General features: G+C 56.3%; 13 protein-coding genes. 8 read left to right on the forward strand and 5 right to left on the reverse strand.

What is annotated here, in order from left to right; translation table 11 throughout:
- Nucleotides 1-34: 34 nt before the first annotated feature.
- From btsR to ppiA, 3 genes are all read right to left on the reverse strand, one after another.
- Nucleotides 35-760 (reverse strand): two-component system response regulator BtsR, encoded by a 726-nt coding sequence (btsR, locus tag WG891_RS17750; RefSeq protein WP_076943304.1) that lies wholly within the window; start codon nucleotides 758-760, stop codon nucleotides 35-37.
- A complete protein-coding gene (locus tag WG891_RS17755) occupies nucleotides 760-2,445 on the reverse strand; it encodes a sensor histidine kinase (protein ID WP_337263948.1) in 1,686 nt (561 codons plus the stop codon). The genes btsR and WG891_RS17755 overlap by 1 nt, the downstream gene beginning before the upstream one ends.
- 163 nt (nucleotides 2,446-2,608) lie before the next feature.
- Nucleotides 2,609-3,178 (reverse strand): peptidylprolyl isomerase A, encoded by a 570-nt coding sequence (ppiA, locus tag WG891_RS17760; RefSeq protein ID WP_337263949.1) that lies wholly within the window; start codon nucleotides 3,176-3,178, stop codon nucleotides 2,609-2,611.
- A 314-nt stretch (nucleotides 3,179-3,492) separates the two neighbouring features.
- Between ppiA and WG891_RS17765 the strand changes: the two genes are divergently transcribed.
- The 6 genes from WG891_RS17765 to tsgA all read left to right on the forward strand — a co-directional run bounded on the left by WG891_RS17765 (nucleotide 3,493) and on the right by tsgA (nucleotide 9,379).
- Entirely contained in the window at nucleotides 3,493-3,798 is a 306-nt protein-coding gene (locus WG891_RS17765) for a PTS sugar transporter subunit IIB (RefSeq protein ID WP_076943249.1), read from the forward strand.
- 16 nt (nucleotides 3,799-3,814) lie between these two features.
- Nucleotides 3,815-5,140 carry a PTS sugar transporter subunit IIC gene (locus tag WG891_RS17770; protein ID WP_337263950.1) on the forward strand — a complete coding sequence of 442 codons (1,326 nt, stop codon included), beginning with the start codon at nucleotides 3,815-3,817 and terminating at the stop codon, nucleotides 5,138-5,140.
- A 25-nt stretch (nucleotides 5,141-5,165) separates the two neighbouring features.
- Complete coding sequence (locus WG891_RS17775; RefSeq protein ID WP_337263985.1) at nucleotides 5,166-5,504, forward strand: PTS lactose/cellobiose transporter subunit IIA; 339 nt, start codon at nucleotides 5,166-5,168, stop codon at nucleotides 5,502-5,504.
- Nucleotides 5,501-6,859: a 6-phospho-beta-glucosidase gene (locus WG891_RS17780; RefSeq protein WP_337263951.1), complete on the forward strand. Its 1,359-nt coding sequence runs from the start codon at nucleotides 5,501-5,503 to the stop codon at nucleotides 6,857-6,859. Before WG891_RS17775 ends, WG891_RS17780 begins: the two co-directional genes overlap by 4 nt.
- Nucleotides 6,860-7,022: 163 nt before the next feature.
- On the forward strand, nucleotides 7,023-8,003 hold the full coding sequence (locus tag WG891_RS17785; RefSeq protein WP_337263952.1) for a LacI family DNA-binding transcriptional regulator: 981 nt from the start codon (nucleotides 7,023-7,025) through the stop codon (nucleotides 8,001-8,003).
- A gap of 191 nt (nucleotides 8,004-8,194) precedes the next feature.
- A complete protein-coding gene (gene tsgA / locus WG891_RS17790) occupies nucleotides 8,195-9,379 on the forward strand; it encodes an MFS transporter TsgA (protein ID WP_337263953.1) in 1,185 nt (394 codons plus the stop codon).
- Between the two features lie 59 nt (nucleotides 9,380-9,438).
- On the opposite strand, the gene WG891_RS17795 is transcribed toward tsgA, so the two are convergent.
- Nucleotides 9,439-10,716, reverse strand: a complete 1,278-nt coding sequence (locus WG891_RS17795) for a cytosine deaminase (RefSeq protein ID WP_443006171.1) — start codon at nucleotides 10,714-10,716, stop codon at nucleotides 9,439-9,441.
- The gene (gene codB / locus WG891_RS17800) at nucleotides 10,709-11,962 is read right to left on the reverse strand and encodes a cytosine permease (RefSeq protein WP_337263955.1); all 1,254 of its coding nucleotides are present in this window, start codon (nucleotides 11,960-11,962) and stop codon (nucleotides 10,709-10,711) included. Before codB ends, WG891_RS17795 begins: the two co-directional genes overlap by 8 nt.
- Nucleotides 11,963-12,275: 313 nt before the next feature.
- Between codB and nirB the strand changes: the two genes are divergently transcribed.
- Both nirB and nirD read left to right on the forward strand, forming a co-directional pair.
- Nucleotides 12,276-14,825, forward strand: coding sequence for a nitrite reductase large subunit NirB (gene nirB / locus WG891_RS17805; RefSeq protein ID WP_337263956.1), 2,550 nt, complete (start codon nucleotides 12,276-12,278; stop codon nucleotides 14,823-14,825).
- The gene (nirD, locus tag WG891_RS17810; RefSeq protein WP_337263957.1) at nucleotides 14,822-15,151 is read left to right on the forward strand and encodes a nitrite reductase small subunit NirD; all 330 of its coding nucleotides are present in this window, start codon (nucleotides 14,822-14,824) and stop codon (nucleotides 15,149-15,151) included. Before nirB ends, nirD begins: the two co-directional genes overlap by 4 nt.
- Nucleotides 15,152-15,155: the final 4 nt, after the last annotated feature.

The following is a 15,155-nucleotide window of genomic DNA, read 5'->3' on the forward strand; positions in this document are numbered from 1 at the left end:
TCAGCAGCCCTGAGGTGCCATGGTGGGACAGCGCTTAACCACGTAGCCCCAACTCTTCCTTCAGCGATTTCAGATAGCGGCGGCTGACCGGCACCGGCTCACCCACCGACATGATCATCTCTGCCGTGCCGCTCTCCTCAAAGCGGATCTCTCTGACCTGTTCAAGGTTAACCAGATACTGCCGATGGCAACGCACCAGCGGCGTGCGGCTTTCCAGCGTGCGCAACGTCAGTTCGGTGAAACACTCCATGCCATCATTGCGCACCACATACACCCCGGTCGAACGTGAGCGGATCGCGATCACCTCATCAAAACGCAACAGGTAGATGCGGCTATGGCCGGTACAAGGGATGTATTTCAGATAGCCCGCGCTTTCCTCTAACGCCGCAATATTCTGTGGCGCGCGGCGTTGGTGCAGGCGCTGCAGCGTCTTATTCAGCCGTTTGGGTTCCGCGGGTTTCAGCAGGTAATCAAACGCGTGCTCTTCGAAGGCCTGCACCGCGTATTCATCATAAGCGGTCAGGAATACGATATACGGCATGCGGTTTGGATCGAGCATCCCCACCATTTCCAGCCCGCTGATACGCGGCATCTGAATATCCAGAAACACCACATCCGGTTGCAAACGGTGGATCTGGCTGATGGCCTCAATCGCATTGGCACACTCGCCGATAATGGTGACGCCCTGTTCCTCTTCCAACAGATGGCGCAGGTTATCGCGGGCAGAGGGCTCATCGTCAACGATCAGTACGGTTAACATCATGCAGCCCTCGCCAACGGCACGCTCAAGGTAATGCAGGTAAACGCTTCAGGTTCACAGGCGATCTGCACCCCGTAGCCATCACCGTAACGCACACGGATACGCCTATCCACCAGATTCATGCCCAACCCGCTGCCGCCAGCCTGCTGGCGGAACAAACCGGCATTGTCGGTCACCTGCAGCAACAGATTATCGCCCTCGCGCCGGGCACCGATATCGATCCGGCCAATCCCCAGCAGGTGCGAAGTGCCGTGCTTAATGGCATTTTCCACAATCGGTTGGAGCGAGAAAGCGGGCAGCCTGACCGCCAGCAGTTCCTCCGGCAGCGAAACCGCAATCTCCAGCCGATCGGCAAAGCGGGCTTTTTCTATCTGCAGATAGGCATTCACATGCTCAATCTCATCTGCCAGGCTCACTTCATCAGCGGAGCGTTTGAGGTTTTTACGGAAAAAGGTAGAGAGAGACTGCACCAGCTCGCAAGCACGATCGCCATCCCGGCGGATCACCGCCACCAGCGTATTCAGCGCATTAAACAGGAAATGCGGGTTGACCTGGGCGTGCAGCAGCTTGATTTCCGACTGTGCCAGCAGTTGTTTATGCCGCTCGTATTGCCCGGCCATGATTTGTGCCGACAGCAGGCTGGCGATCCCTTCCCCCAGCGTGCGGTTGATGGTGCTGAACAGTTTGGTTTTCGGTTCGTACAGTTTGATGGTGCCGATCACCCGTTGATTTTCCCCACGCAGCGGGATCACCAGCGTCGAGCCCAGCTTGCAATTGGCGTTGATCGAACAGCAATAAGAGAGCTCATTACCATCGGCATACACCACCTCGTTATTATCGATGGCACGATGGGAATGCACCGAAGAGATCGGCGTCCCCGGCACGTGGTGGTCGTCGCCAATGCCGATAAAGGCCAACAGTTTGTCACGATCGGTGATCGCCACAGCGCCAATGCCCAGCTCCTGATAAATGACGCGTGCCACCTTCATGCTGTTTTCCTGATCGAACCCTTGCCGCAGAATACCCTCGGTACGTTCAGCAATCTTCAGCGCCTTGGAAGAAAATGCGCTGGTGTACTTCTCAAACATCGCCCGCCGATCCAGCAGGATCTGCATAAACATGGCCGCTCCGAGCGTATTGGCGATCACCATCGGTAAGGCAATGTGCTCCACCAGCCGCAACGCCTCTGGGAACGGGCGGGCGATCGCCAGGATGATGGCCATTTGCAGCACTTCGGTGGTCAACGCAATGCACGCCACAAACAGAGGGTTGAACAGTAAGTCGATACGCCCACGCCGCATGGCGATGCTGTGCACGATGCCGCCGACCAGGCCTTCTGCCACCGTCGAGACCGCACAGGCGACGTCGGTCATGCCCCCCAGCGTGTAGCGGTGCAAACCGCCGGTCAGCCCCACCAGAAAACCAACGGAAGGCCCCCCGAGCAACCCGCCCAGTACGGCGCCAATCGCACGGGTATTGGCGATTGAATCCTGGATATGCAGGCCGAAGTAGGTGCCCATGATGCAAAACACGGAGAAAATGACGTAGCACAGTAACTTGTGCGGCAAGCGAATGGTGACCTGCGTCAGCGGGATAAACAGCGGCGTCTTACTTAATAAATAGGCAATAACAAGATAAACACACATCTGCTGTAACAGCAGCAAAACCTGGTTAAATTCGTACATAAACAGCAGCTCATCAAAACAGCAACAACAAACAGAAAGTGCCAGCTAAAGGGTCTGGTTATGGGCGCTGATTAGAACATGCCAACGGGAAGAAAACAGTGATGCAGGCAAAGCTTCGGGAGGAAGAGAACGCGCCAGCCCCAAACGGGGCTGGCACAACAGGTTATGGCAGCACTTTAGCCGACAGGATCACGATCGGCTTGCTGGGGACGTTTTGATAAGGGCCCACGTTGCCGGTTGGCACCTGGGAAATCTTATCCACCACGTCCATGCCTTTCACCACTTTCCCGAATACCGCATAGCCGAAATCACGCTGGCCATGGTCGAGGAAAGCGTTATCGGCCACATTCAGGAAGAACTGGCTGGTTGCGCTGTCTTTATCGGCAGTGCGTGCCATGGAAATGGTACCGCGCAGGTTACGCAGGCCGTTGTCAGCTTCGTTTTTGATCGCCGCGCCGGTCGATTTCTGCTGCATATCCGCCGTGAAACCGCCGCCCTGAATCATAAAGCCCGGGATCACGCGGTGGAAAACGGTGTTGTTGTAGTAACCGCTGTTCACGTAGTCAATAAAGTTCTTGGTGGAGACAGGGGCCTTCTGGCTGTCGAGCGCTAATTCAATATTGCCTGCCGAGGTGGTCAGCATGACGCGAGTTTCACCGGCGGCCAATGCGGCAGGAGCCATTGCGGTCAGGGAACACAGCGCAACGAAGGTCACTAAAGTACGTTTGAACATGAACGGGTCCTTTCTCTGGGAGACAAACAACGGAAAAGCGCTTTGATTCTAAAGAGCTACCCCTGATAGCGCCAGCCATTTACCAATATTTAAGTAATTGCCGGATATTTCTTACAGTTGGTGGTTTTTTGCCTGCCGACAGTATGATCGTCGGGCTCATTTTTGCCAAGTCGATCACGCATTATTTACCCACTTTCTCTCCCCCTCATTTTTTGCGACATAACTCCCGGTTTGATTCTGTAATACCGTTACGCTGACCAAATGAGAGCGCTCTCATTTGCGCTTACAGCCGTAGTCCTCACTGGAGAGCAAGAATGATAAAGATTGTGCTGTGTTGTGCCGCTGGGATGTCCACCAGCATGCTGGTCAAACGCATGCAAGCCGAAGCGCAGAAACGTGAACTGAACGTGGAAATCATCGCGATACCCGCCGCCGATTTTGCAGCCGAGCTGCCAACCGCCAGCGTTGTGCTGCTGGGGCCGCAGGTGAAGTACGAACTGGCGCGTTTCAGCAAACTCGCCGAGCCGCATGGCCTGTCGGTTGCCGTCATCGACATGATGGATTACGGCACCCTGCGCGGTGACAAGGTGCTGGACAAAGCCCTCGGTCTGATTGCCTGACTCTGCGGAGAGAATCATGAGCCTTTACGCTTCCCTGATGCGCGTGGTGGAAAACCATGTTGCCCCGTTGGCTGGCCGCATCGGCAGCCAGCCTCATATCGTCGCCATTCGCGACGGCTTTATTTCCGCCATGCCGTTCCTGATTGTCGGCAGTATCATGCTGATCGTTGCCAACCCGCCGTTTGATGCCGCCACTACCTCCCGCTTCGGGCAAGCCTGGCTGGGTTTCGCCAAAGCCCACTGGAGCACCATCACCATGCCGTTCTTTATGACCATGGGCCTGATGAGCGTCTTCGTTGCCATTGGCACCGCCTACAGCCTGGCGAAGCATTATGGCCTGGATGCCCTGACCGCCGGGTTGTTATCGCTGATGGCGTTTCTGCTGGCCGCCGCACCGCAGGTGGATAACAAGATGTCGCTCGATTTCCTCGGTGGCCAGGGGGTGTTTACCGCCCTGATCTGCGCGATCTGGTCGGTGGAGCTGATCCGCCTGCTGAAAAAGTACCGCATCACCATCCGCATGCCGGAACAGGTACCACCGGCGATTGCCCGTTCGTTCGAACTGCTGTATCCGGTGGTGGGCATCCTATTGACGGTGTACCCCATCAGCATTCTGCTGCAGAGTGAATTCCAGCTTCTGCTGCCCGATGCCATCATGCACCTGTTCCAACCGCTGATCTCTGCGGGGGATACCCTGCCGGCCATCCTGCTGGCGGTGCTGATCGCCAACCTGTTGTGGTTTGCCGGTATTCACGGTGACAACATCGTGACCGGCCTGCTAAACCCGATCTTTATGGCCAACCTGGCCACCAACGCCGCGCTGGTGGCACACGGCGCGGCCACCACCCAGACCCTGACCGCCCCCTTCTGGTCGTTCTATGTCTGCATCGGCGGTTCCGGCTCTACGCTGGTGCTGGCCTTCCTGTATATGCGTAGCCGCTCCATTCACCTGCGCACCATCGGCAAACTGAGCGTGGTGCCCGCGGCCTTCAACATCAACGAACCTCTGCTGTTCGGTTCACCGGTGGTGATGAACCCGACGCTGTTTATCCCGTTGATCGTCGTCCCGATGGTCAACGCTACGCTGGCCTATTTCGCCCTGAACTGGGACCTGGTGGAAAAAATGGTCGCCATGGCCCCCTGGACCGCACCGGCACCGCTAGGGGCGATGATCTCGGCCTCCTGGGATATCCGTGCCGCCCTGCTGGTGCTGATCTTGATGGCCATCGATCTGGCGATCTGGCTGCCGTTCTTCAAGGTGTATGAAAAACAACTATTGGCGCAGGAACGGCAACAGGCCGACGCTGAACGTGAAGCAGCCAATACCGCTGCCGCGCAGTAACAGGAGAATTGACGTGACGGAATTGATGGCTGATGTCAGCCCGGATTTTGAAAGCATCATCATGGAACTGCTGGTGTTCGCCGGTAGCGCCCGCAGCAGCGCGCTGATGGCATTGCAGCAGGCGCGAGCCGGTGATTTTGCCGCCTCGGCTGAGCATATGGCAGAATCACAGCAGGCGGTGAAACATGCGCACCATATCCAGACCCAGCTGATTAGCCTGGACGAGGGCTGCGGCAAACTGCCCATCAACCTGATTACCGTACATGCGCAGGATCACCTGATGAACGCGATGGTCATTCAGGACTTGGCAAGCGACATGATTGAACTTTACCGCCGTCAGGCACAGCAGGAGGCGCGTTCATGAGTGCGTTGAAGATCGCCATTATCGGCGGTGGCAGCAGCTATACGCCGGAGTTGGTCGAAGGCCTGATCCAGCGTATTGAAGAATTACCCGTCACCGAACTGGCGTTGGTGGACGTCGAATCCGGCCGCGAGAAAGTGGCGATCATTGCCGCGTTGACCAAGCGCATGCTGGCACGCAACGGTTTAGACCAGGTAAAGGTCAGCGTGCATTTCGAACTGGACGACGCGATTCGCGGTGCCAAATTTGTGCTCACCCAACTGCGCGTCGGGCAGCTACCGGCACGCGCCGCCGATGAGCGTTTAGGCCTGAAATACCGCTTAATCGGCCAGGAAACCACCGGCATCGGCGGTTTTGCCAAGGCACTGCGCACCATCCCGGTGATGCTGAACATCGCGCGTAAAGTGGAACAGTTGGCACCGAAAGCCTGGATCATCAATTTCACCAATCCGGCGGGCATCGTAACCGAAGCGGTTTCGCGTTATACCCGCGCGAAAATCATCGGCCTGTGCAACGTGCCTATCAGCATGCACCATATGATTGCCAATCTGCTGCAAGCCCCTTATGACCAGGTGCAACTGCAGTTTGCCGGGTTGAACCACATGGTTTGGGTGCACAAGGTGCTGCAAAACGGCCAGAACGTCACCAGCAAGGTGATCGATATGCTGTGTGACGGCGCAACGTTAACCATGAACAACATCAAAGAAGCGCCGTGGCCGCCGGAATTCCTGCGGGCGCTGGGTGCGATCCCTTGCCCTTATCATCGTTATTTCTACCAGACTCAGCAGATGCTGGCAGAGGAAACGGCCGCTGCTGCCGAGCACGGCACCCGTGCCGAACAGGTGATGAAAGTGGAACAAGAACTGTTCGAACTGTATGCCGACCCGCATCTGGACAGCAAGCCTGAGCAGCTCAGCTTCCGTGGTGGCTCTTTCTATTCAGAAGTCGCACTGGAACTGATTCGTGCCATTCACAATAATCTCGGGTTGCAATTAGTCGTAAATACCGCAAACCGTGGCGCTATTCGCGGTTTAGCGGACGATGCTGTGATAGAAACCAACTGTATTATCGACGCTCAGGGCGCGCATCCGCTCGCTTTCGGCCAGCTACCGGAATCGATGCACGCCTTGACCCAGCAGGTAAAGGCCTATGAGCGCCTGACGATCGAAGCCGCCGTACATGGCGATCGCCGCAGCGCGCTGCTGGCGCTGGTGACCAACCCATTGGTGGCCAATGCCCAGATTGCCCAGCCGCTGTTAGACGAGGTGCTGGAGGCAAACCAGGCCTATTTGCCTAATGCTGGTCAGTTAAGGCTAACCAGTTCCCTCTCCCTTGGGGAGAGGGGGCGGCTCCTTTAGCAATTGCACACGATTATGCAGTTTTGCGTTTAACTGACCGGCATTAGGCCTATTTGCCACCGTTTAAATAACATGTCGTACACCACACTGAGAAAACGAGCCAACACAGCCCATCACGCTGCAGCTTGAAAAACCAAGGGGATACGCAATCAGGAGCAGGATAATGGTGACACTGGAAGATGTCGCAGCGTTAGCCGGGGTATCCCGCGCCACGGTGTCACGCGTGGTGAATGGTGACAGCAACGTCAAACCCCTCACGCGTGAGAAGGTTGCCAAAGCCGTGGCCGAACTGGGCTATACCCCCAATCCGGCAGCCAGAGCGCTGGCCTCCAGCCACAGCAATACGCTGGGGCTGGTTACCACATCTTACCGCGGTGGCTTTTTTGGTGCGCTGATGGATTTTGTGCAAACCGAGGCAGAATCACAGGGTAAACAGTTGCTGGTGACCCAAGGCCGTAACAGCGCAGAGAACGAACTGCTGGCGATTCAACGCCTGTTCAGCCTGCGTTGCGACGGGGTGATCCTGCACGTGCGTTTTCTCTCTGACGATCGGCTCCGCCAGCTAGCCGCAGAGCAGCGCCACTTTGTGCTGTTGGATCGCCTGGTGCCAGGTTTGGAAGATCGTTGCGTCACATTTGATCACGTACGCGCCGGCCAGATGGCGACGCAACAGTTGATCGATGCCGGTCACCGGCGCATCGCCTGCATCAGCGGCCCGCCGCAGCGCGCCTCCAGCCAGCTGCGATTGCAGGGTTTTCTTAACGCGATGCGGGCTGCCGATCTGCAACCGGTGGATTGCCTGGCCGGGGTTTACGATCTGGAAAGCGGTTACGACTGTGCCGCCCAGTTGTTACGCCGTGCAACGCTGCCGAGTGCCATCTATTGCTGTAACGAAGAAATGGCGATTGGTGCCCTGCTGGCCATTAATGAACACCGTCTGCGCGTACCGCAGGATATCGCGCTGATTTGCTATGACAGCGGCGAGCGTGCGCCTTTTGCACGCCCGGCGCTGACCAGCGTGCATTTCCCGATCACCGAGATGGCACAACATGCCACCCGTCGCTTGATCGATCCACTCACGCCCGCGGTCACCTTTGAGCCAACGATCGTACGCCGTGATTCGGTCGTGCCGATCGCCGTTTAGATCACAGGGACATTCACTACCTTTCATCTTTTGCATCAGAAAGCAGACCAGCATCACAAAAACTCCCGTTGGCTATGCTAGGATCCGCTTCCTGGTGGTTCTCGCGGGATTTTTTCTGCTTTGCCAGAAAAACCGCAGCCTTTCGCCAGTGTTAACCCTCAACCGAAACAGTCATCAATCAGGCCTATACAATGAATGACAGCAACCGCATCCGGCTAACATGGATCAGCTTTTTTTCTTACGCGCTGACCGGAGCTTTAGTGATCGTCACAGGGATGGTGATGGGCAACATTGCAGAATACTTCAATCTGCCAGTGTCCAGCATGAGTAACACCTTTACCTTTCTGAACGCCGGTATTCTGATTTCGATCTTCCTGAACGCCTGGCTGATGGAAATCATCCCGTTGAAACGCCAGTTGCTGTTTGGTTTTGTGCTGATGGTGCTGGCAGTTGCCGGGCTGATGGTGAGCAAAAGCCTGACCCTGTTCTCGCTGTGCATGTTTGTGCTCGGCGTAGTCAGCGGCATCACCATGTCGATCGGCACCTTCCTGATTACCCATATGTACGCTGGCCGCCAGCGGGGTTCGCGCCTGTTGTTTACCGACTCTTTCTTCAGCATGGCGGGGATGATTTTCCCGATCGTCGCCGCCATGTTGCTGGCGCGCAGCATTGGCTGGTATTGGGTTTATGCTTGCATTGGCCTGCTGTATGTCGCGATCTTCGTGTTGACCCTGTGCTCTGAGTTCCCGGTGCTTGGCAACAAAGGGAAGGAAAGCGGTGAACCGGCAGTGAAAGAGAAATGGGGCATTGGCGTACTGTTCCTGTCGATCGCCGCCTTGTGCTACATCCTTGGTCAGTTGGGCTTTATCCAGTGGGTGCCGGAATATGCCACCAAATCCTTTAATATGGATATCGGCCAGGCGGGCAAGCTGGTGAGCGACTTCTGGACTTCTTATATGATCGGCATGTGGGTGTTCAGCTTTATCCTGCGCTTCTTCGATCTGCAACGCATCGTGACCGTGCTGGCAGCCTTAGCCACCGGCGCCATGTACCTGTTCGTCAGCAGCGATAATCCGCAGCACCTGAGCTATTTCATTATGGCTTTGGGCTTCGTTTCCAGCGCTATTTACACCACGCTGATCACCCTTGGCTCGCTGCAAACTAAAGTTTCTTCACCGAAGCTGGTTAACTTTATCCTGACCTGCGGCACCATCGGCACCATGCTGACCTTTGTGGTGACCGGCCCGATCGTGGCCAAAGGCGGCGCGCACGCAGCGCTGACCACCGCCAACGGCCTGTATCTGGCGGTGTTTGTGATGTGTCTGCTGCTCGGCTTTGTGACCAAGCACCGCAGCCATGGGCATGTCACTCACTGATTCAGTTCCCTCTCCCTAAGGGAGAGGGAAAATTACCGAACTCAGGCCCCTCACTCCGCTTAGCGCCGGAAATCCACCTTCTCTTCAGCGTGCAGATACAGCTTGGTGCTTGCTGGCTGAGTTTCAGCAATCAGCGCACCCTGGCGAATGGAATAACGCACCGGCGTTTGGCGGCGCACCGCGTCAAAGCCGTTTTCCGCAGGCAAAATCACCAGATTGGCGCTGTTACCCACTTTTAGGCCATAGTCCTGCAAGTGCATCGTCCGCGCGCTGTGGGTGGTGATCAGGTTCAGGCCATCGTTGATCTGGCCGTATCCCATCAGTTGGCAGACGTGCAACCCCATATGCAGCACCTGCAACATATTGGCGGTGCCGAGCGGATACCAGGGATCGAAGACGTCGTCATGACCAAAGCAGACGTTGATCCCCGCCTCCAGCATCTCTTTCACCCGCGTAATGCCACGCCGTTTAGGGTAAGTATCAAAACGCCCCTGCAGATGAATATTCACCAGTGGATTAGCAACAAAGTTAATCCCAGACATCTTCAGCAGGCGGAAGAGCCGCGAGGTGTAAGCCCCGTTGTAAGAGTGCATCGCCGTGGTATGGCTGGCGGTGACCTTGCTGCCCATATCCAGCTTCAGCGCCAGCGCCGCCACGGTTTCGACAAAGCGCGATTGTTCATCGTCGATCTCATCACAATGCACATCCACCAGCCGATCGTACTTCTGCGCCAGGGCGAAAGCCTTATGCAGTGACTCCACGCCATATTCGCGGGTGAATTCAAAATGCGGGATCGCCCCAACCACGTCAGCCCCCAGGCGCAGCGCCTCCTCCAACAGCGCTTCGCCGTTGGGATAAGACAGGATCCCTTCCTGTGGGAACGCCACAATTTGCAGCGTTACCCAAGGGGCGACTTCCTGCTTCACTTCCAGCATCGCGCGCAGTGCGGTCAGCGTAGGGTCGGAAACATCGACGTGAGTACGAACATACTGCACACCGTTGGCGATCTGCCATTTCAGCGTCTGCCAGGCGCGCTGTTTCACATCCTCATGGGTCAGCAACGCTTTGCGCTCGGCCCAGCGCTCAATGCCTTCAAACAGCGTACCCGACTGATTCCAAGCGGGCTGCCCGGCGGTCTGGGTGGTATCCAGATGAATATGCGGTTCAACAAACGCTGGCAATGCCAAGCCACCTTCAGCATCCAAAGCATCACTGCGCGGTTCCAGCCCTGCGGGTTGCGGAACGATCTGGCTAATACGCCCCTGCTCAAGGGTCAGTTGCCATAGCCCTTCATGACTGCTGAGACGCAGGTTATTGATATATTTTATGTTATTCACTGCCACACGGTTCCTTGGTCTGTTGAATAAATTGGCGATTGACCAGCGGGTTCAGTACTGCATAACTCAATGCGGCACCCAATACGGCATTCACCGGGACGATCCCCGGTAACCAGTGGCCAGCCGCAACGCCGATCGCGACGGCCAAGATCGCCACCCAATTAATGTCCATCATGCGCGTCTGTGCAAACGACAGATAACGCCGCCGGTTCAGCAAGTAATCAACGATAATAATACCGCCGATGGGGGGAATGGCTGAGGAAAGGAAGGTCAGCCAACCGACAAAATTATTATACAGCCACAACGCGCTCAACGTGCCTATGGCACCATTAAGCAACGACAGCATCTTGCTCGACCAGCCGGTAATATTGGCAAAACCCAGGCCGGAAGCGTACAGCGCATTATCGTTGGTCGTCCAGATATTCAAGCCCAGTACGACGATGGCGGGCAGCAGCAAGCCTTGGGCGAACATCACATCAGAAATATCAGCCATACCGAGCGTCGCGGCACCTGCGGCACCAAAGACGAACATCAACGAGTTCCCCAGGAAGAATGCGATCAGAGCAACCATCACCGCCATTTTGGCGCTGCGGCCAAAACGCACAAAGTCCGCCGTCAATGTCCCGGCACTGATGAAAGACCCAATCACCATCGCCAACGCGTGGTTAAATGCCAGAGGCTCGGCCGGGGTAATGGCACGCACTACCTCCATCCCCCCCGCATGCTGCACCGCCAGCCATACGGAATAGCTCCCCAACACCGCAATCGCCGGTACCGCAATGGCCGACAGTATGGTCAACGCCGAAATACCAAAGAACACCGTGATGGTCATCAATACACCAGAAATAGCAATGAGCAGGTTGATATCCCAACCGGTCGCTTTGCCAACCGGGATCGCAAACATCGCGACGCCAACGCCAAACCATCCCACCTGCGTACCGCCAAGCAACAATGACGGCAACCATGATCCACGCGAGCCGAAAGAAAAGCGTGCCAACAAGTGTGTTGTCAACCCGGTCTTGGCCCCAATGTATCCTAAGCAAGCGGTATAAATCCCCAGGAGCAGGTTCCCGATCAACACTACCAAGAAGAAGTCGCGATAGCCCAGGCCGGTGCCCAATGCCCCACCGGTCCACATGCTGGCGGAAAAAAAGGTGAGCCCCAACATCACAAACGTCAATGCCAAAGCGCCTTTTTTAGCGTGCTGCGGCACCGCTCCCTGGCTGAAATTATTATCCTGAGCCATCTCGTTTTACGCCTCCCATGCTGATGAAAAAAACCGCCGCAGTTTATAACGCGACGCGTTGAAAGCAATCGTTTTCATCAAACACCATAGCTATTCTCTAACCACTGCACTCTGATGCGACAGCGCAATAACGCTGACTTATTAACTGGCTCGATTCAGCTAAAGTTGAACAAAAACCGCAACTTAACAAATATTGATAAAAATCATATATATACCACATTAGAGGTATATGGCAGCCAAATTGATTTGCATCAATAAATCGATGTCAGGGAGGAATAAGGTACGCTCAGGAAATCAGAATTTTGAGGCAATAATGAGTAGAGTAAAACTCGCTGTCATCGGCAACGGCATGGTTGGCCACCGATTTATCGAAGATCTGCTGGATAAGGCAGACAAAGATCAGTTTGAAATAACCATCTTTTGTGAAGAACCCCGTATCGCCTACGATCGCGTGCATCTCTCCTCCTATTTCTCTCACCATACCGCTGAAGAACTGTCGCTGGTACGTGAAGGCTTTTACGAGAAACAGGGCGTGAAAGTGCTGGTGGGCGAACGTGCCATCACCATTAACCGGGCGGAGAAGGTGATCCACTCCAACACCGGCCGCACGGTGTATTACGACAAACTGGTCATGGCCACCGGCTCCTACCCGTGGGTTCCTCCGATCAAAGGCTCCGAAAGCCAGGATTGTTTCGTTTATCGCACCATTGAAGATTTGAACGCCATCGAATCCTGCGCGCGCCGCAGCAAACGCGGCACGGTGGTTGGCGGTGGCCTGCTCGGCCTGGAGGCCGCCGGGGCACTGAAAAGCCTGGGGGTAGAAACTCACGTTATCGAATTCGCCCCGATGCTGATGGCCGAACAGCTCGATCCGATGGGCGGCGATCAACTGCGCCGCAAGATCGAGCGGATGGGCGTAAAAGTTCACACCGGTAAGAACACCACCGAGATCGTCAACGGCGGGCAAAGTGCGCGCAAAACCATGCACTTTGCCGACGGCAGCGAGCTGGAAGTCGATTTCATCGTGTTCTCTACCGGCATCCGCCCACAGGACAAACTGGCGCACCAGTGCGGGCTGGCAACGGCTCCGCGCGGCGGCATTGCGATCAACGATCGCTGCCAGACCTCCGATCCCGATGTTTATGCCATTGGTGAATGTGCCTCGTGGCACGAACGCACCTTTGGCCTGGTCGCTCCAGGGTACAAGATGGCGCAGGTCACCGCCGATCATCTGTTAAACCGCGAGAATGCCTTCCAGGGCGCGGACATGAGCGCCAAGCTGAAACTGCTGGGCGTCGACGTCGGCGGGATCGGTGATGCCCATGCGCGCACCGCTGGCGCACGCAGCTACGTCTATCTGGACGAGAGCAAAGAGGTCTACAAACGTCTGGTCGTTAGCGCAGACAACAAAACCCTGCTCGGCGCGGTGTTGGTCGGTGACACCAGCGACTACGGCAACCTATTGCAACTGGCGTTGAACAACATTGAGCTGCCGGAAAACCCAGACAGCCTGATCCTGCCAGCCCACGCGGGCAGCAAACCGGCGATCGGGGTGGATTCGCTGCCGGAAAGCGCGCAGATCTGCTCCTGCTTTGACGTCACTAAAGGCGACATTATCAAGGCAGTGAACCTGGGCTGCCACACCGTGGCGGCCATCAAGTCTGAAACTAAAGCCGGAACCGGCTGCGGCGGCTGCGTTCCGCTTATCACCCAGGTGCTGAACGCCGAGTTGAGCAAACAGGGCATCGAGGTCAACAACCACCTGTGCGAACACTTTGCCTATTCGCGCCAGGAGTTGTACCACCTTATCCGCGTCGAAGGCATTAAAACCTTTGCAGAGCTGCTGGCAAAATACGGCAAAGGCTACGGCTGCGAAGTGTGTAAACCCACCGTCGGTTCGCTGCTGGCGTCCTGCTGGAATGAGTATGTGCTCAAGCCACAGCACACACCGCTGCAAGACACTAACGACAACTTCCTCGGCAACATCCAGAAAGACGGCACCTATTCGGTGATCCCGCGCTCTGCCGGTGGTGAAATCACCCCGGACGGGCTGCTGGCCATCGGCCAGATCGCTAAAGACTATAACCTGTACACCAAGATGACCGGTTCCCAGCGCATCGGCATGTTCGGCGCGCAGAAAGACGATCTGCCCGCCATCTGGAGCAAGCTGATCGCCGCCGGGTTCGAAACCGGTCACGCGTATGCCAAAGCGCTGCGTATGGCGAAAACCTGCGTCGGTAGCACCTGGTGCCGTTACGGCGTCGGCGACAGCGTCGGCTTCGGCGTGCAGCTTGAACACCGCTACAAAGGCATCCGTACCCCGCACAAAATGAAGTTCGGCGTTTCTGGCTGCACCCGTGAATGTGCCGAAGCGCAGGGGAAAGACGTGGGCATTATTGCCACCGAAAACGGCTGGAACCTGTATGTGTGCGGCAACGGCGGAATGAAACCGCGCCACGCCGATCTGCTGGCGGCAGATCTAGACAGCGATACGCTGATGCGCTATCTCGACCGCTTTATGATGTTCTATATCCGTACCGGCGATAAATTGCAGCGCACCTCGGTCTGGCTGGAAAGCCTGGAAGGCGGTATCGATTATCTGCGCAAGGTGATCATCGACGACAAACTGGGGATCAACGATCAGTTAGAGGCCGAAATCGCCCGCCTGCGCAGCGCGGTCACCTGCGAATGGAAGGCCACCGTCGAAGACCCTGCCGCTCAGGTACGTTTTTCTCACTTCATCAACAGCAGCCAGCGCGATCCTAACGTGCAGGTGGTGCCCGAACGTGAACAGCACCGCCCGGCGCGCCCGGATGAGCGCATCCCCGTTAAGATCTTGGAAACCGAGGAGAGCAACGCATGAGCCAGTGGATTTCCGTTTGCCCGCTTGCCGAGATCCTGCCCGGCACCGGCGTGTGTGCGCTGATTGGCAAGCAGCAGGTGGCTATCTTCCGCCCCCGCGCCGATGAACAACTGTATGCCATCAGCAATATCGATCCGTTCGCTCAGGCCAGCGTGCTGTCGCGCGGCCTGATTACCGAGCATCAGGGGGAATTGTGGGTAGCCAGCCCGCTGAAGAAACAGCATTTCCGCCTGCATGATGGGTTGTGCATGGAAGATGAAAGCCGTTCCGTGGCCAGTTTCACCCACCGAATCGTCGATGGCATGGTGCAAGTAGCAGCTCAGTAATACT

This window comes from Serratia sp. MMO-28 (genome assembly GCF_037199905.1).
Lineage (GTDB): Bacteria > Pseudomonadota > Gammaproteobacteria > Enterobacterales > Enterobacteriaceae > Chania > Chania oryzae.